Origin of the sequence: Sorangium sp. KYC3313 (genome assembly GCF_052075895.1) — a bacterium.
GTDB classification, from domain to species: Bacteria; Myxococcota_A; Polyangia; order Polyangiales; family Polyangiaceae; genus Sorangium; species Sorangium cellulosum_B.
This window is the reverse complement of record NZ_CP197255.1, coordinates 12,125,286-12,141,440: the sequence shown is the minus strand read 5'-3', so window position 1 is coordinate 12,141,440 and position 16,155 is coordinate 12,125,286. Positions and strand designations below refer to the sequence as shown.

Below are 16,155 nucleotides of genomic sequence, written 5' to 3'. Positions count from 1 at the left end.
CGATCTCGGCCCGGGCGGCGCGGCGCGCTCCGTCCCGCTCGGCCGGCCGGAGGGGCCCTGCTCGTCGCGCGGCCCATCCCCCAGGGGCGTACGACGAGCAGGGCCTTCGGCGGCCTGCGCTCAGTCCGGCGCCGCGTTTCCCCCGGCGCCGCGCCCGCTCGCCGGGTAACGCTTGACGCCGCAGGAGGCTTTGGGCTTGCTAGCGCGCTCCGCGCTTTTACCCAAGGTCCTGGCCATGTCGTTCTCGATCCTGCCCCCGCCGATCACGCCCCTCGCCGCGATCCTGCCGTCCGAACCGCTGCTGCTCATGGGCGCCGGTCCAGTGCCCATCCCGCAGGCGGTGGCCCAGGCGAACGGGGTCATCATCAATCACCTCGGCCCCACCATGGATCGCGTCATCCAGAACGTGAAGTACATGGCGGCCTATGCGTTCCAGACGCGCAGCGACAAGATCCTCGGCCTCGCCGGGCCCGCGTCCGCGGCGATGGAGATGGCCGTGGCGAACCTGTGCTGGCCCGGGCGCAAGGTCCTTTGCCTGAAGGTGGGGACGTTCAGCGGGCGCCTCGGCGAGATGGCGCTCGGCGTGGGCGCCGATGTCACGTTCCTCGAGGGGCCGCCCGGGCGGCCCGTGACGCTCGCGGACGTGCGGGAGGCGATGAAGAAGCAGCGCTACGACGTGGTCACGATGGCGCACGGCGAGACGTCCTGCGGCGTCCGCATGGTCGAGATGCCGGAGATCTGCAAGCTCGCGAAGGCGCAGGGCGCCCTCACGATCGTCGACGCGGTGGTCACGCTCACGGCCATGCCGGTGCACATGGACGAGTGGGGCATCGACGTCGGCATCGTCGGCGGGCAGAAGGCGCTGTCGTCGATCCCGGGCGTCTCGGCCTGCGCGTTCTCGCAGGACGCGTGGAAGGTCGTCGAGGAGCGCCCCCTGCCGCGCCCGCACTGGTGCTACGACGCGACGCGCGCGCAGCGGTTCTGGGGCTACCAGCAGTACCACTACACGGCGCCGGTGCCCGGCGTGCTCGCGCTGCACGAGGCGCTGCGCCTCGTCTGCGAGGAGACGCTCGAGCGGCGGTTCCGTCGCCACGAGATGAGCTCTCTGGCCATGCAGGCGGGCCTCGAGGCCATGGGGCTCGAGCTGTTCGCGTCGAAGGACGTGCGCCTCAACAGCGTGCTCGCCATCAAGCTGCCGCCCGGCGTCGACAGCGCGCGGATCCGCGAGTACATGACCAAGGCCTTCCGCGTCGAGATCTCGGGCGCCTTCGGCCTCAACATCGTGCGTGTGGGCCAGATGGGCGAGCAGTGCCGCTCGCACAACCTGTTCAAGACGCTCTACGCGATGGGCATGAGCTTCCAGCGAGAGGGCGTGAAGCTCGACGTCGCCAAGGGAATGGCCGCGCTCGAGCAGGGGCTGGCAGGCGATCGCGATTACTTCGTGGACTAGCTGGACTAGCTCTGCCCCACGGTGGCGCGGTCCGGGATGGCCGGACCTGCGCGCCTCGCGGCGGCAAGGGCTTGCTCGCGGCGCTGGCCGGCGTCGATCCGGCTCCGATGCGCGTCGAGCAGGTCGCTGCGCGTCAGGATCCCGAGGACCTTGCGGGGGGCATGCCTGGACACGACAGGGAGCCTCCCCACCCCCTCGGTGACCATGTGATCGGCGGCTTCGCGCAGGGAGCTGTCCTCGAACACCACGGCGGGCGGCCGCCGGACCAGGTGGCGGATCGAGATGGTACCGGCCTGCTCGGTGAGCACATCGCGCTGGGTGACCACGCCGACGAGCTCCCCCCGGTCGTCCACGACCGGGAAGCCCTGGTGGCGAGAGCCCGCCGCCTGCGACAGCAGGAAGGCGCGGGCCGCCTCGACCGTATCGTCGGCGGCGAGCGTCACGACGGGGCGCGAGGCGGCCTCGCCGGCGGTGATCTGCGCCAGGTGATCGGCCGCGTACTCGACCGTCACGCGCGCGCCGCGGCGGGCGATCTTCTCCGTCATGATGGAGTGCCGCATCAGCAGGCTGGAGACGAGGAAGGCCGCGCTGCAGCCGCCGAGCAGTGGTAGCAGCCCCATCGGCTGCCGGGTCGTCTCGAAGGCGAAGACGACGGACGCGAGGAGCGCCCGGGACGCGCCCGCGAAGATCGCCGCCATCCCGACGAGCCCGGCGACGCGCGCGTCCACGCCGAGCCCGGGGAGGAGCGCGGTCGCGGCCAAGCCGAGCATCGCGCCGAGCCCGCCGCCGACGGTGAAGAGCGGCGCGAGCGTCCCGCCCGAGGTGCCGCTGCCGAGCGCGATCGACCAGGAGACGAACTTCATCAGCGACAGCGACACGAGCGCGGCGAGCGCCAGGCGGCCGCTCAGGATGTCGTCGATGTTGCTGTACCCGACCCCCAGCGTCTGGGGCGCGAAGTAACCCACGACGCCGATCGCGACGGCGCCGATCGCCGGCCACCACATCCAGTGGAACGGCAGCCGCTCGAACGCCTCCTCGATCGCGTAGATCGCGCGGGTGGCGCCCGTCGCCGCGAGGCCGAGCGCCGCGCCGAGCACGATGTAGAAGGCGAGCGCGGGGCCGGTCGAGGGCGCCACGGACGCCATCTCGAACGCGGGCGCGGTGTGGCCCGCGCAGAGGCGCGCCGCCGTCGCCGTTGTCGCGGCGAGGGCGACGGGGATCACGGAGCGCGGGCGGTACTCGAAGAGCAGGAGCTCGATCGCGAGCAGCACGGCCGCCACCGGGCTGCCGAAGGTCGCCGACATGCCCGCCGCCGCGCCCGCGGCGAGCAGCGTCTTGCGCTCGTCCGCGGTGATCCGGAGCAGCTGCCCGACCAGCGAGCCGAGCGCGCCGCCGGTGGCGATGATGGGGCCCTCCGCGCCGAACGGACCGCCGGTGCCGATGGCGATCGCCGCGGAGAGCGGCTTGAGCAGCGTCATCCGCGGCGGGATGCGGCTCTGGTTGAACAGCACCTGCTCCATCGCCTCCGGGATGCCGTGGCCGCGGATCGCCTGCGAGCCGTAGCGCGCCATCACGCCGACGACGAGCGCGCCGGCGATCGGCACCACGAGCACGAGGAGGCCCAGGTTGTGCTCGGCCGGCGACGCGGGGGCGGCGGACAGCCGGCCGAAGAACGCGAGGTTCGTGATGACGGCGATGAGCGCGGTGAGCAGCTCCGCCGCGAGGAAGGCCACGCCGCCGAGCACGATCGCGAGGCCGCTGACGAGGACGACCCGCCGGTCGACGGCGGCGCTGGGGGCGGGGACGCGGAGGTCCTCGAGGGTCGGGCCCATCGAGGGGGCGACAGGGATGCTCTCGGTGACTGGTGGGGGCGGGCCGTTCAATCTGGACAATTCAGCTCTCCTCGCGGTGTGTCGCTTTGGGTTTGGCTCCGGCGGGGGTCTCCTCGCCTTCGAAGAACAGCGGGGGGGCCTCGTCGCCGACGCCGAGCGCCCGGGCGAGGGTGGTGAGGCTCTGCGCGAGCGCGCTGCGCTCGTCGACGGGCAGGCGGTCGACGGCGATGACGAGCTCGGCCTGGGCGGTGCGGGGCGCGCGGCGGAGCAGCGCGCGGCCGGCTGGGGTGAGCGAGATCTCGGTCCGGCGCGCGTCCTCGAGCGAGGCGCGCCGGGTGACCAGCCCCCGCTCGGCCAGGCGCGTCACAACGACCGACACCGAGCTCTGGTGCGTCAGCGTGCGCTGCGCGAGCTCGGCGATCGAGGACGCGGCGGCCTGATCGAGCTGCTGCAGCACGAACAGCTGCGCGCTGCTCAGGCCGAGCTGCCGCTCGCACGCGCGCGACGAGACGCGCAGGCGCTGCACGATCGCGCGGATCGCATCCATGACCCGCTGCGCGTCGGGCCCGCCGGGGGCCTGCCGCGCGGGGCTCTTCCGGCGCGCCGTCGAAGAACCATGGGCTCCCATATAATTGCGCGGAACCTACGCCGCTCGCCGGTCAACCGCAAGCAGTCTGCGGGCCTCCGCGGGGCAGGGGCGGATCCAGGCGGGCCGTCCTCGACGGGGCGGTCGCGGGCGGCGGTGGATGGCGGCGGTGCGGCGTCCGGCGCGCGGCGCGCGGGCCCGGAGGCAGCGCGCCGGGCGGACCGTGCGGGTGACGCTACGCGGGGCGTCGCCTGCGCGGGCGATCCAGGCTAAGAACCGGCCCTCCCATGACCTTCCAAGACCTCATTGTCACCCTGCAGAAGTTCTGGGCCGATCGCGGCTGCCTCATCGTGCAGCCGTACAACTCGGAGGTCGGCGCCGGCACCTTCAACCCGGCGACGTTCCTGCGCGCGCTCGGCCCCGAGCCCTGGAATGTGGCCTTCGTCGAGCCTTCCCGGCGGCCCGCGGACGGTCGTTACGGGGAGAACCCGAACCGTATGCAGCAGTTTCACCAGTTCCAGGTGATCCTCAAGCCGAGCCCGATCGACATCCAGGACCTCTACCTGGAGTCGCTGCGGGCGATCGGCACGAACCCGCTCGATCACGACGTTCGGTTCCTCGAGGACGACTGGGAGTCGCCGACGCTCGGGGCGTGGGGGCTCGGCTGGCAGGTGTGGATCGACGGGCTCGAGATCTCGCAGTTCACCTACTTCCAGCAGATCGGCGGGATCGACTGCCGCCCCGTGTCCGGCGAGCTCACCTACGGGCTCGAGCGGATCGCGATGTACCTGCAGGACAAGGACAGCATCTACGACGTCGTCTACTCGGACAGGGGCGGGAAGATCGTGCGCTACGGGGACATCTACCAGCGCGCCGAGTGGGAGTGGTCGACCTACAACTTCGAGGAGGCCGACATCGCCGAGCACTTCGCGGCGTTCGACGTCTGCGAGGCCGAGGTGAAGCGGCTCCTGTACCGGGGCGCGGATCCGGCGGCGAAGGGGGCGGCGATCGATCCGAAGAAGGCGCTGGTGCTCCCGGCCTACGATTTCGTCGTGAAGGCGGCCCACCGCTTCAACGTCCTCGACGCGCGGGGCGCGATCAGCGTCACCGAGCGGCAGCGCTTCATCGGCCGGGTCCGCGCGCTCGCGCGGGCGGTCGCCGAGACGTACGTCGCGCAGCGCGAGGCGCTCGGCTACCCGCTCCTCGGCGAGCAGCAGGCGAAGGCGGCGGAGTAGCGCCGCAGCCGAGGCGGCGGAGCAGCGCACCGCGGCCGAGGCGGCGGGCAGCGCGCCGTCGTCTCGGCCGGGCCGCGCGTCGCGCAGCCTCAGCCGGGCGGGTTGTCCGGGATGAAGTCGCGGCGGGTGCAGATCGCGACGACCGGCAGCCCCGCCGCGCGGATCGCCTCCGCGCCGCCCTCGAGGCGGTCGACAAGGGCGATCACGCCGACCACCGAGGCGCCCGCAGCGCGCAGCTTCTCGACCGCCTTCAGCGTCGAGCCGCCCGTCGTGATCACGTCCTCGAGGATCGCGACGGGCATCCCGGGCACGAGGCCGCGATCGCCCTCGACGAGGCGCCGCGAGCCGTGGTCCTTGACCTCCTTGCGCACGTAGAGCGCGGGGAGGGGGCGGCCGCGCAGGAAGCTCGTGAGCGACACAGCGCTCGCGAGGGGGCACCCGCCGAGCTCGACGCCGGCGACGGCCTCGCACCGCGGGAGCGCGCCGAGCGCCTCGAACATGAGCGAGCCGACGAGGGCGTGGCCCTCGGCGGTCAGCACCGACTGCTTGCAATCGATGAAGAAGTCGCTCTCCCGGCCGGACGCGAGGACGACGCGCTTCTGCTCGAACGAGCGCTCGCGCAGCAGCGCGACGAGCCGCTCCTGCTCCGAGGCGCCGGCGGCGCTCACCGGCCGCCCCGCTTGCGCAGCGAGGCCTTCGCGGCCCCCTTCCGGAGCGCGGGGACCACGGGCGGCGGCGGCCCGCCGGCGCCCTCGGCCGCCTCGGGCTCGTCCCCCTCGCCGGCGGCCGAGGCCGACAGATCGGCCTCCTCGTCGTCGTGAACGGCCGCGAGGCGCGGCTCCGGCGCAGGAGCGGGCCTCGCCTCGACGACCGGGGCGGGGCGCGCCGCCGGGGCGGGGCGCGCGGGGGCAGGCGCGGCGCGCGGCGCAGGCCGGGCGGGCGGCGCAGGCGCGCGCTGCTCCGCCGGCGCGCGCGCCGGACGCGCCGCCGCGGCGCGCGGCGCTGGTGCAGCGGCGGCGGCCCGCGCCGGGGCGGGGGCGGGGGCCGCGGCGAGCGGCGCGCCGGTGGTGACGTTGCCGCGCACCAGGGCGCCCGCGTGGATGCCGATCTGCGGCGCGCCGAGGTCGCCGACGACGCGCGCGCCGGGCTCGAGGATCACGGCCTCGTCGCCGGAGATGTTCCCGGCGACGGCGCCGCGGACGACGACGCGCCGCCCGCGGACGTCGCTCTGGATGAGCGCGCCCTCGCCGATGGTCACGTCGCCGGTCATGACGACGCTCCCCTCGACGCGGCCGAGGATCTCGAGATCCCCGTCGCCCTGCACGTTGCCGCGGATGGCCGTCGTCGGCCCGATCGAGGACTGGGCGGTCATCGGCTACACGTCCATGTCGACGTTGCCCTTGAACGAGGCTCCGTCCGCGATGGTCAGCCGCGACGCCTTCACGTCGCCGACGAGGCGACCGCCGGCGAGCAGATCGACGCGATCGGCCGCCGTGACGTTGCCGGTCACGTTGCCGCCCACCTGGAGCGACGCCGCCCCGATGTCCGCTTCGATCAGCGCCCCTGCGTCGATGGTGAGAGGCCCCTCGACGGTGAGCTTTCCGCGCACCGTCCCGGCGACGATCACCTCCTCGTCGGAGGTGATCTCGCCCTCGATCGTGAGCCCGTTTCCGATGATCGTACCCGCCACGTTCGTGCTCCTCGCCGCGCCCTCGCGGCGCGATTCTTCGTCCGTCAACGCGCGCTACCGCCCTGCCGGTTCACGCCGCGGGGCCTGCCCGCGCCCGCCGGTCGTCCGCTCCGAGAGCTCGGCCGGGAGGTCGAACTCCGCCTCGATGCGGCCGGCGAACGCCGCGCCTTCCTCGAGGATCACCTCGCTGCCGCCCACGTTTCCGGCGTACTGCGCGGTCGCCCGGATCGTGACGGGGCCGCGCGACGCCACGTCCCCCGTGAGCTGGCCGGAGACGACGAGCGAGCTCGCCTCGACGTCGCCGGTGACCGTCGCCCCGTCCTCGATCTCGAGGTCGCCAGACAGCTGGATGTTGCCCTCGACGCTCCCCTCGACCCGGAGCGAGCCGTCGCCATGGACGCGCCCGCGGATGCGGGCGCCCCGTCCGATGAGCGATTCGGCAGCGTCCGATTCGCTGCGCGTCGTTGTCGAACCTCGGGCCATTCTCGTCTCCTGTGCGCGGGAGGGAGCCGCGCGAGCCGGGGCGCGCACCAGACGCCCGGCTCGTCCGCTGGAGCTGGGCGAACTGGATCGCCCGGCCCCGCGGCGGCGCGGACGCTACTCCAAGCGGCTGCGCCTCGCAACCGGCGGGCGGCCTCGGTGGCTGGCTCGCTCCATGGACCGACTGCAGCGGAGCCCTCGGGGGAGGGGGCGTCGCGCGGGGGGGCGAGGGGGCCCTCCCACGAACTCGCGCCTTTTGGTGGCAATGGCCGGCTGTACGGAGGTGGGGAGTCCGTGAGGCGTCGCTGCGGTGCGGGCCGGCGCTCGGGTTCGTGGGGCCCTCCCCCTCGCCCCCCCGCGCGACGCCCCCTCCCCCGAGGGCTCTCTCCGGCGGGGAACGCGGAAGGGGAGCGCGCGAGGGGAACGGGGAACGATGCGCGGCGATGCGCGGCGACGGCGCTTGCGAGCGCGCGAGGGGGGCGCTTCCTGCGGGGCTGGCTCGGGTGATACGGTCTCTCTTGACTGGGCTTTCCTTGCTCGCGACGCCTGCTGTGGCCCTGACGGCGAACCGACTCGGATGGCTCGGCGCGCGTCGCCCGTGGGGGCGAGCGCAGACCAACCAACGCGGGGGTTCCTCATGCGGAAGATAGCTATCGTGGGGTCTGGACAGGCCGGGCTGCTCGCGGCGCACGGCCTGGTGAAGGCCGGCTACGAGGTGACGCTGTACTCGGATCGCACGCCGGAGCAGTGGCTCAACGAGTCGAAGCCGACCGGCATCGCGGCGCGGTTCGACGTGGCGCTCGCGTTCGAGCGCGAGCTCGGCCTGGCCTTCTGGGAAGACGCCGCGCCCCAGGGCCACGGCGCCCAGGTGACCGCGTGCGCCGCCCCGGGCAACCGCCTCCTGACGCTCGCGGGGCGCCTGGAGCGGCCCTTCTTGGCGATCGATCTCCGGCTCCAGAGCCACCGGTGGATGCTCGAGCTCGAGCGGCGAGGCGGCAAGATCGTGATCGAGCCCGTCACGATCGCGCGGCTCGACACGATCGCCGCCGAGAACGACCTCACCGTCGTCGCTGCTGGACGCGGCGATCTGTGCAACCTGTTCGAGCGAGACGCCGCGCGCAACGTCCACACGGAGGCGCAGCGCAACGTCGTCATGATGTGCGTGACCGGCCCGAAGCTCGGGTTCGACGGCATCCCGATGCTGCCGGTCAAGTTCAACCTGTTCGCGGGCCTCGGGGAGGCGTTCTGGGTGCCCTACCACCACAAGGACGTGGGACCGAGCTGGAACTGTCTCTTCGAGGCGGTGCCCGGAGGGCCGCTGGACAGGTTCCAGGGCGCGAGGTCAGGCGAGGAGATCGTCGCGATCGCCAAGGGGCTGATGAAGGAGCTCATCCCCTGGGACTACGAGTGGTTCAGGAGCGCCGAGCTGTCGGACAAGCACGGATGGCAGAACGGGCGGGTCGTCCCCGCGGTGCGCAAGCCCGTCGGACGGCTGCCCTCCGGCCGGATCGTGACGCCGCTGGGCGACACGGCGATGTCGATCGATCCGATCGGCGGCCAGGGCGCCAACAACGGCAACAAGATGGCGCGCAACCTGGTCGAGTGCATCGTGCAGCACGGCGAGCGCCCGTTCGACGCCGACTGGATGACGCGCACCTTCGATCGCTTCTACGCGCGGCACGGCGGGCCCACCGACCGGTTCAACAACATCCTGCTCGCCGGGGTGTCGCCCCCGATGGCCCACCTCCTCATGGCGCAATACGGCAGCGACGGGCGGGCGGACAACACGAGCGGGCAGCAGGCGCTCGCCAACGCCTTCGTGAACAACTTCAACGATCCGGCGCGCCTGACGGCGGTCCTCGAGGACGTCGGGCGGGTGCGCGCGTTCATCCGGCAGACGACCGGGAAGCCGTGGCCGCTCGCGCTCGCAGCAGGGGGCGTGGGCGTCGGCATCGCGCAGGTGCGGCAGCGCATCGGGCTCCCGCCGGGACACCCGGCAGCGCCGGTGCACGCCGGCGGAGCGCTCGCCTAGAGCGACAAACGGGTTGAAACCACAAGAAGTTCTCCGTCATGAGTCGCGTCACCTCCGCCCACGACGCCGCGCCAAGATCTTCTCCGCCGCCGTGAGCGGTCGTCCCTCCGGCGCCGCGCCGCCCGCGCCCGTTGCGTGTCCGCTCTCCGGGGGCGCGGGTTGAGGCCCCGGCGCCGACCCAGGTTGAGACCCCGCCGCCGGCCCAGGTTGAGGCCCCGGCGCCGACCCAGGTTGGGGCCCCGCCGCCGGCCCAGGTCGAGGCCACGAACCAGGTTGAGGCCACGACGCCGCCGACCCAGGTTGAGGTCCCGGCGCCCCCGCAGGCGGCGCTGGCGCTGTCCTCCCTGGCATCGCCCCCGCCTGCGCGCCCCCGCCGCGCCCGTCATCGCCCAGCGCCGGTCCCGCCTGCGCGCCCCCGCGCCGCTCGCGCCCCCGCTCCCGAGCCGACAGCAGCGCTCCCACGGTCGCGCCCGCGGCGGCCGGCTCCGCGGCGGCTCCCCACCGCGCCGCGCGGAGCCGCTCTCCCGCCCGCGCGAGCCACGCCGCCGCCGCCTCCGGCAGCGCGAGCCGCCGCGCCGCCACCGCGAGCAGCAGCGCGAGCGCGGCGAAGAACACAAGGCTCGGCGTCGCGTCCCGGTACGCGAAGCGCTTCGACGCCCGATCCTCGAAGATGCCCGCGAGCGTGTCGCGCCGCTTGCCCCCGGTGAACTCCGCGATCCGCCCGAGCAGCGACAGATCGCTGCCCGTCGGGCGCAGCTCCTCGCCGGCGGTCATCGCCGCTCCCGTCGTCCCGACGGCCTCCCCCGTGAGCTCGTCCCGGGCCACCGCCACGTAGGTCCCCGGCCGCGATAGCGGAAGCTTCGCCGTGTACGCGCCCGCGCCCGTCGCCTCGAGCGGCAGCTCTCGCGAGAAGCCGTCGGGCCCCGCGACGTGCACGACCAGCCGGCGGAACGACTGCGCACGCCCGTCGTCGCCGATCACGCTCGCCCGCACCGACAGCTCGCCGCCCGACGCGTCCGCTTCCAGGCGCACGCGCGGATCCTCCTCCTTGCGCGTCACGTCGCGCGCGGCCTGCGCGATCATCCGCGCCGCGCCGGGCCAGCGCGTCCACGCGGCGCCCCAGCGGCCCTTGAGATCGCTCGTGAACGCGGCGGCCCGGCCGAGCCCCGCCGACCACACGGCGAGCACCGGATCGCCCTCCGGCCCGGACAGCAACACCGTGGACCGGCTCTTGGCGACCGTTACCACGTAGCCCCCGAGCGGCGGCGCCTCGCCGAACGGCACGCCGGCGGTGATCGACGACGGCGCGCCCAGCGCGACGTGGAACGGCTCCTCCACGATCGCGCTCTTCGCCGCCATGATGGTCTCCTGCGTGAACACCGCGGGCAGCCGCGTGGCGTCCTCGACGAGGTAGAAGCGGCCGCCGCCGATGCGCGACAGCGCCTCGAGCTCCGGCACGTCGTTGCCCTGGCCCAGCGCCACGACGCTCGTCGTCGTCCCGCGGCGCATCGCCGCCTCCACCATCGCGCGGCACGGCCCCATGTTCTCCGCGTCCGACCCGTCGGCGAAGAGCAGCACGTGCTTCAGGCTCGAGGTGTCCCGGTCGAGCGCCTGGTAGGCCGCCTCGAGGGTGATGTCGACGTAGATGCCGCCGCCGCCCGGGCCCACGGCGCGGATCGCCTTCTCGATCGCGGCGCCGTCCGCGACCGGCCCGAGCGGCACGCTCCACCGCACCGCCGTGTCGACGTGCGCGACGCCGAGCCGATCGCCGGGGCCGAGCAGCGAGGCCGACCGGGCGGCGGCCTCGTTGGCGAGCTCGAGCTTCGTGTGGGCGCCGGCGGTCGCCGCCATCGACCCGGAGATGTCGATGCCGATCACCTCGGCCAGGCTCGCCCGCCGCCGCTCCTGCTTCAGGTCGAACGCGACGGGCGAGATCTCCTCGAGCGGCGTCCGCGCGTAGCCGCCCGGCCCCATGCTGCGATCGCCGCCCATCAGGAGGAGCCCGCCGCCGAGGTCGCGGACGTAGCTCGCGAGCGCGTCGATCTGGCCCGGCGAGAGATCCGACGCGCGGATGTCGCTGAGCACCACGACGTCGTAACCGGCGAGCTCGCCGAGATCGGCGGGGACGCGGCTCAGGCCGCCCTCGTCCACGCGGAACGCGCCGTCCGCGAGCGCCCGCGCGACGAACGCGCCCTGCCCGGCGTCGCCCTCCAGCACGAGGGCCGCCGCGGCCCCGCGGACGCGCAGGAACGCGCTCGCCGCGTTGTCCTCGGCCGCCTCGTCGAGCCTCGGATCCTTCGCGGTGATCTCGACGTCGTAGCGGTGCAGCCCGGGCCCCGGCGCCTTCTCCCGGATGCGCAGCACGTCTTCTCCCGCGGCGATCGAGGCCTCGGTGCGGGCGATGAGCTCGCCGTCGCGGCGGAGGCGGATCTCGACCTCGGCCGGGGACGGCGACGACGTGACGAGCCGCAGATCGAGCGCCTCACCCTCGTCGGCCCGCGCGGGCGCGCGGAGGGCGACCACGCGGACGTCGGGGACGAGCCGCTGCTCGAGCGGGATCACGTCGATCGGGAGGCCGGCGGCGACGGCGGCGGCCGCCGCGGCCATCGTGTCGCCGCGGGTCGCGACGCCGTCGCTGAGCAGCACGACGCGCGCCGCGGAGTCCGGCGGCACCTCGGCGAGCGCGCGCCGGATGCCGGCGGCGAGGTCCGTCCCGTCCCGGCCGAGCGCGACCCGCTGCGGGGCCGCGAGCTGCGAGCGCGGGCGCGGCGGATCCTCGGTCGCCGCGCCCGCGGCGAACGCGATGGTGGCGATCCGATCGTCCTCGCGCATGCCGAGCTCGGCGACGGAGAGCTCCTGCGCGACGCGCCGGTCGGCGCTCGGCACGAGGTCGATCGAGCGGCTGCGATCGATTGCGATCAGGACGGTGAGCCGGTCGAGTGGCCGGCCAAGCTCTGGCCCGGCCACGGCCATGGCCGCGGCGAACGCGGCGAAGGGGGCGAGGAAGTCGCCGAGCCGCGCGCGCCACGCCCCCTGCCGGCGGGCGTACGCCGAGGCGAGCGCGTGCGCGAGGTACCGGAGCGCGATGAACGACGTGGCGCCCAGCGCGAGCAGCGCGCCCCAGGGCCGCGCGAGCCGGAGATAGGCGTCCGGGAGCAGGCCGCACCAGACGAGGCCCACGTAGAGCGCCGGCAGGGCGCCAGCCACCATCCAGCCGAGCAGGATCGGGCGGCGGAGCGCGCCGCGCCGGAGGGCGAGGCGCAGCAGCGCCGCGAAGACGAGCGCGCCGGCGAGCGTGGCGGCGCAGGGGAGGGCGCGCAGCGCGGCCGCCGGGATCAGGGAGGCCTCCGTTCGGTCCGCATGCGGGGGAGCCGCAGTAAATCATCTTTGCGGGGGCCCGGGGACGCCGCTTCGGCGGGTGTGGCCGAGTGCCCCATGGGCGCAGCCGTGGGGCGTCTCTGTCGGTGTCGCGCGGGTTTCATGGGGCGCTCCGGCGCATCGGAGCACCTTTCCATGTTTGTCAGGGATGGCACGCCGTCTGCTTGGCGCGGTGAAGAGCGGTCGTGGCGCGGCGAGGCCGCGCAGCCGGGGCAGGAGAGATCATGTCGCGCATCGAGACCACGGACACCTGGAGCGGCACGGACGGCGGCGCATGGGATCTCGACGAGGGCCTGGGCGAGCCCGCGCCCAGCGCGCACCACCAGGAGAGGGATCTCGTCGCGGGCAAGTACCGGCTGGTCCGCAGGATCGGCGAGGGGGCGATGGGCACGGTCTGGAGCGCGACGCACGTGGCGCTCGGGTCGGAGGTCGCGATCAAGCTGATGCGGCCCGAGCTCCGGTCGCCGGAGCTCGCGGAGTACTTCGTCCGCGAGGCGCGCGCCGCCGGCCGGCTGAACCACGCGGAGGTCGTCCGGATCTTCGACCTCGGCGAGACCGCGGCGGGGGACCCCTACCTGGTGATGGAGCTCATCGAGGGCGAGTCGCTGAGGAGCGCGCTCTCGCGCGAGGTGGCGATGACGCCGGAGCGGGCGATCGCGCTGCTCCTGCCGGTCGCGGGCGCGATGCACGCGGTGCACGAGAAGGGGGTCGTCCACCGCGATCTCAAGCCGGACAACGTGATGCTGGTGCGCCGCCGCGGCGGCCGGCTCCAGCCGAAGATCGTCGATTTCGGCGTCGCGAAGATCGTCTCCGAGCGCGAGGCGAGCCAGGCGTCGGCGAGCTTCGAGGTCTTCGGTACCCCCGACTACATGCCGCCGGAGCAGGTCCTCGCCGTCCCTGACATCGATCGCCGCGCCGATATCTGGTCGCTCTGCGCGATGCTGTACGAGCTCCTGTCGGGCCGGCCCCCGTTCTCGTCAAAGAACGCGCTGGACGGCCTGCGGGCGGTGCTGCAGGACGCGGTGCCGTCGCTCGTCGACACGTGCGGCCTCGACGCGGATCTCTGGGCGATCGTGGAGCGCGGGCTGCGGAAGGAGCCGTCCTCGCGCTGGTCGAGCATGCGCGAGCTCGGCGAGGCGCTCGCCGCGTGGCTGAGGGCGCGGGGCGTCCTGGAGGACGCGCGCGGCGTGTCGCTCGCGGGGGAGTGGCTTCCTTGCGAGGAGCCCTGTGTCCCTGCGGGCAATGGCGCGACGCCGCGCGCATCCTGGTGGGTGGAGGAGCGGAGCCGGCCGAGCCGCCGGTGGTCGTCGCGCCGCCGGGTATACCGGGTGCACCGGGGCCGGCCTCACGGCGAGCAGACGGCCTGCCCTTGAGGACGGGCACGAGCCGCTGAGCGGTCCGGGCGCAGCGGTGGGGTGAGCGAGCGCCGGACTGGCTGGAGCAGGGCCCGGCGGATGCATGGCTTGACCTCGCGGCCCGCGTGTTGCTCTGCTCTGGCGGGTGAACGCTCGCGCTACACCGTCGCTGCGCATCGCGCGGCTCGTGATCGAAAATTTCCGGACGTTTCGAGAGCCCACGGAGATCGTCTTCACGTCCGACGGCGTGGCGGACGAGATGCCCGTGTTTCACGGGGCCAACGGGGCCGGCAAATCCAATGCGCTCGCGGCGATCGACCTGTTTTTTCGGGTCGCCTCGTACTGCTTGCGTGCGGTCGCTGGCGCTGGCGGGATGAGCCCGGATGCAGCGTGCAAGCTGTCGTGGGGGGTTCGTGACGAACACTTCGGCTTGTGGATGAACCACCGGAGCTGGCCTCCCGGTGTTCGCGACCCGCAGCGGGTGGAGGTTCACTTCGATGATGCGCGCCTCGGCGCGCTCCGCGTCACGCTGACCCCGTCGGGCAACGACGTCCTCCTGCGGCTGGAGAGGAGGCGTTCCGCCCCCGCGAACTTCTGGGAGGCGCCGCGAGCGGGCAAGAACGCGGGCGGTGTCGTACTGAAGGATGGCACGGGAGACGTTCTGCAAATCGATGAGATCTCCCCGCTGCAGAACGCCCTGGAGGCGCCGCTCGGCCCCGGGAGCAAGCCGTTCTTCCTGCTGGATGCTCGTCGTCGAGACTTCCGGGCCATCGGCGAGGGGGGGGCGCGCGACGAGGGGGGCAGCACGCTGTCCGCCACCACGGCCGAACGCCTCCTGGCGCTGGCAACGTCGCTCGATCCGGAGGAGACGGAGCGCTGGCGGGTCTTCGTGGAGCTCATCCATCGGTTCAAGACCCTGTCGGATCGAGAGATCTCCGTGCTCCGCGCGCCCGTGGCGGGCGGGGAGGTCACCGATCTGCGCTTCGAGGTCCGGGGCAAGCAGATCCTACGGCTCTCCGAGCTCAGCTCGGGCGAGCAGCAGGTGGTCGCTCTCGTCGCGGCCGTGCTCACGTCCCGTGCCGGCCTTGTTGCCATCGAGGAGCCGGAGATGAGCTTGCATCCCGAGAACCAGGAGCTCGTCCGCGACATCCTGCGCGAGCAGGTGCAACGCGGGATCGTCGACCAGATCTTCCTCGAGAGCCACGTCCAGGTCTTCGACGGCCCCGCGGTGCTCCGGTTCAGCCGCTCTCCCGAGGGGGAGACGCTCGTTACGCGGCAGCCTTCGCGCTCGCTCGACAGGCTCCGCGCCCACGCGCGCGAGAGCGGCGCCGATGAGCAGTGGGTCACGCCCGACGGTTACACTCAGCTCCCTGCGGAGATGCGAGACAAGCTCGGTTTGCAGGGCGGCGGGTATCTCTGGTTCTTGCGCTCCAGGCCGGAGGGCCGCTGGGAAGCCTGGACGGAGGCGGATCTCGAGGCGCAGCTCGGCATCGGCGACGGCTCCTCGAAGGATCCCTGACGTGCGGCTGTGGATCGATACGAACGCAGCGCGCAGCCCGAGGGCCATTCGCGACCTCTGCCGTCTCGCGAGGAGCAAAGGTGTCGAGGTCCTGGTCCATGCGCAGGTGTACCTGGAAAGACGGCGGCAGCAGCGGGTGGAGAGCGGCGAACAGTTCTCGGGGATGGCGTTCGACGACTTTCTCCTGGTGCACCGGGTCCGGGTCGTCGACATCCACCTCGATCAGCCGACCGCAGCTCGATGGGCCGACGGCTTGTGCCAGCGGTATCCGACGGACCGCGATTGGGAGCTAGCGAAGCAGCGTACCCTCGGCGGCGAGCTGATCGCCGATTTCAAGATCATCCCTGGAAAGATGCCGATGACCACGGACTGGCTCATCGCCCTCGCCGTCGAGGACGACGCCGCATCGCGCATCATCACCCACGACGACGGCGAGGAATGGCGGCGGCTTCGCGAAGCCGAGCCGAGGCGCGCCTTCCGCTGGGACGAAGCGGTCACCTGGCTTCAGAGCCTGCCCGCGGACGAGCCGTCGCCCGGCCGAAACGCATAGAGCGCCGCGCGAGGGGGCGGCATCGACCCGCGGGAGGTGTGCCGGCGT

13 protein-coding genes are annotated in these 16,155 nt (G+C 73.4%); 6 read left to right on the top strand and 7 right to left on the bottom strand.

Going from position 1 to position 16,155, the window contains the following annotated elements:
- The first annotated feature begins 235 nt into the window (after positions 1 to 235).
- Positions 236 to 1,450, top strand: coding sequence for a pyridoxal-phosphate-dependent aminotransferase family protein (locus tag ACSRUE_RS46205; protein ID WP_437761881.1), 1,215 nt, complete (start codon positions 236 to 238; stop codon positions 1,448 to 1,450).
- Positions 1,451 to 1,455: 5 nt separating this feature from the next.
- Here ACSRUE_RS46205 and ACSRUE_RS46200 read toward each other — a convergent pair whose 3' ends face one another.
- Entirely contained in the window at positions 1,456 to 3,282 is a 1,827-nt protein-coding gene (locus tag ACSRUE_RS46200) for a chloride channel protein (protein ID WP_441293200.1), read from the bottom strand.
- Positions 3,283 to 3,343: 61 nt separating this feature from the next.
- Positions 3,344 to 3,910 carry a MarR family winged helix-turn-helix transcriptional regulator gene (locus ACSRUE_RS46195; protein WP_441289124.1) on the bottom strand — a complete coding sequence of 189 codons (567 nt, stop codon included), beginning with the start codon at positions 3,908 to 3,910 and terminating at the stop codon, positions 3,344 to 3,346.
- Between the two features lie 245 nt (positions 3,911 to 4,155).
- Between ACSRUE_RS46195 and glyQ the strand changes: the two genes are divergently transcribed.
- Positions 4,156 to 5,103 carry a glycine--tRNA ligase subunit alpha gene (gene glyQ, locus ACSRUE_RS46190; RefSeq protein WP_441289123.1) on the top strand — a complete coding sequence of 316 codons (948 nt, stop codon included), beginning with the start codon at positions 4,156 to 4,158 and terminating at the stop codon, positions 5,101 to 5,103.
- 89 nt (positions 5,104 to 5,192) lie between these two features.
- Here the strand turns inward: glyQ and pyrE are convergent, their stop codons facing one another.
- Genes pyrE through ACSRUE_RS46170 form a run of 4 tightly spaced genes read right to left on the bottom strand, consistent with a single transcriptional unit; the run spans position 5,193 to position 7,276 of the window.
- Positions 5,193 to 5,771, bottom strand: a complete 579-nt coding sequence (gene pyrE, locus ACSRUE_RS46185) for an orotate phosphoribosyltransferase (RefSeq protein ID WP_441289122.1) — start codon at positions 5,769 to 5,771, stop codon at positions 5,193 to 5,195.
- The gene (locus ACSRUE_RS46180) at positions 5,768 to 6,475 is read right to left on the bottom strand and encodes a bactofilin family protein (RefSeq protein WP_441289121.1); all 708 of its coding nucleotides are present in this window, start codon (positions 6,473 to 6,475) and stop codon (positions 5,768 to 5,770) included. The genes pyrE and ACSRUE_RS46180 overlap by 4 nt, the downstream gene beginning before the upstream one ends.
- Before the next feature lie 3 nt (positions 6,476 to 6,478).
- A complete protein-coding gene (locus ACSRUE_RS46175; RefSeq protein WP_012233083.1) occupies positions 6,479 to 6,793 on the bottom strand; it encodes a bactofilin family protein in 315 nt (104 codons plus the stop codon).
- A 54-nt stretch (positions 6,794 to 6,847) separates the two neighbouring features.
- The gene (locus tag ACSRUE_RS46170) at positions 6,848 to 7,276 is read right to left on the bottom strand and encodes a bactofilin family protein (protein WP_437761876.1); all 429 of its coding nucleotides are present in this window, start codon (positions 7,274 to 7,276) and stop codon (positions 6,848 to 6,850) included.
- A gap of 634 nt (positions 7,277 to 7,910) precedes the next feature.
- Here ACSRUE_RS46170 and ACSRUE_RS46165 point away from each other — a divergent pair.
- The gene (locus ACSRUE_RS46165) at positions 7,911 to 9,305 is read left to right on the top strand and encodes a styrene monooxygenase/indole monooxygenase family protein (RefSeq protein ID WP_441289120.1); all 1,395 of its coding nucleotides are present in this window, start codon (positions 7,911 to 7,913) and stop codon (positions 9,303 to 9,305) included.
- Positions 9,306 to 9,353: 48 nt separating this feature from the next.
- Here ACSRUE_RS46165 and ACSRUE_RS46160 read toward each other — a convergent pair whose 3' ends face one another.
- The gene (locus ACSRUE_RS46160) at positions 9,354 to 12,515 is read right to left on the bottom strand and encodes a VWA domain-containing protein (RefSeq protein ID WP_441289119.1); all 3,162 of its coding nucleotides are present in this window, start codon (positions 12,513 to 12,515) and stop codon (positions 9,354 to 9,356) included.
- Positions 12,516 to 12,907: 392 nt separating this feature from the next.
- Here ACSRUE_RS46160 and ACSRUE_RS46155 point away from each other — a divergent pair, with 392 nt between their 5' ends.
- The 3 genes from ACSRUE_RS46155 to ACSRUE_RS46145 all read left to right on the top strand — a co-directional run bounded on the left by ACSRUE_RS46155 (position 12,908) and on the right by ACSRUE_RS46145 (position 16,107).
- Positions 12,908 to 14,056 carry a serine/threonine-protein kinase gene (locus tag ACSRUE_RS46155; RefSeq protein ID WP_441289118.1) on the top strand — a complete coding sequence of 383 codons (1,149 nt, stop codon included), beginning with the start codon at positions 12,908 to 12,910 and terminating at the stop codon, positions 14,054 to 14,056.
- A gap of 127 nt (positions 14,057 to 14,183) precedes the next feature.
- Entirely contained in the window at positions 14,184 to 15,557 is a 1,374-nt protein-coding gene (locus ACSRUE_RS46150; protein WP_441289117.1) for an AAA family ATPase, read from the top strand.
- Position 15,558: 1 nt separating this feature from the next.
- Positions 15,559 to 16,107, top strand: a complete 549-nt coding sequence (locus tag ACSRUE_RS46145) for a hypothetical protein (RefSeq protein WP_441289116.1) — start codon at positions 15,559 to 15,561, stop codon at positions 16,105 to 16,107.
- Positions 16,108 to 16,155: the final 48 nt, after the last annotated feature.

What these genes read in the sequence shown, in the direction of transcription:
- ACSRUE_RS46205 (WP_437761881.1), top strand. Translation starts at nt 236, where the DNA reads ATGTCGTTCTCGATCCTGCCCCCGCCGATCACGCCCCTCGCCGCGATC.
- ACSRUE_RS46200 (WP_441293200.1), bottom strand. Translation starts at nt 3,282, where the DNA reads ATGGGCCCGACCCTCGAGGACCTCCGCGTCCCCGCCCCCAGCGCCGCC.
- ACSRUE_RS46195 (WP_441289124.1), bottom strand. Translation starts at nt 3,910, where the DNA reads ATGGGAGCCCATGGTTCTTCGACGGCGCGCCGGAAGAGCCCCGCGCGG.
- glyQ (WP_441289123.1), top strand. Translation starts at nt 4,156, where the DNA reads ATGACCTTCCAAGACCTCATTGTCACCCTGCAGAAGTTCTGGGCCGAT.
- ACSRUE_RS46180 (WP_441289121.1), bottom strand. Translation starts at nt 6,475, where the DNA reads ATGACCGCCCAGTCCTCGATCGGGCCGACGACGGCCATCCGCGGCAAC.
- ACSRUE_RS46170 (WP_437761876.1), bottom strand. Translation starts at nt 7,276, where the DNA reads ATGGCCCGAGGTTCGACAACGACGCGCAGCGAATCGGACGCTGCCGAA.
- ACSRUE_RS46165 (WP_441289120.1), top strand. Translation starts at nt 7,911, where the DNA reads ATGCGGAAGATAGCTATCGTGGGGTCTGGACAGGCCGGGCTGCTCGCG.
- ACSRUE_RS46160 (WP_441289119.1), bottom strand. Translation starts at nt 12,515, where the DNA reads ATGGTGGCTGGCGCCCTGCCGGCGCTCTACGTGGGCCTCGTCTGGTGC.
- ACSRUE_RS46155 (WP_441289118.1), top strand. Translation starts at nt 12,908, where the DNA reads ATGTCGCGCATCGAGACCACGGACACCTGGAGCGGCACGGACGGCGGC.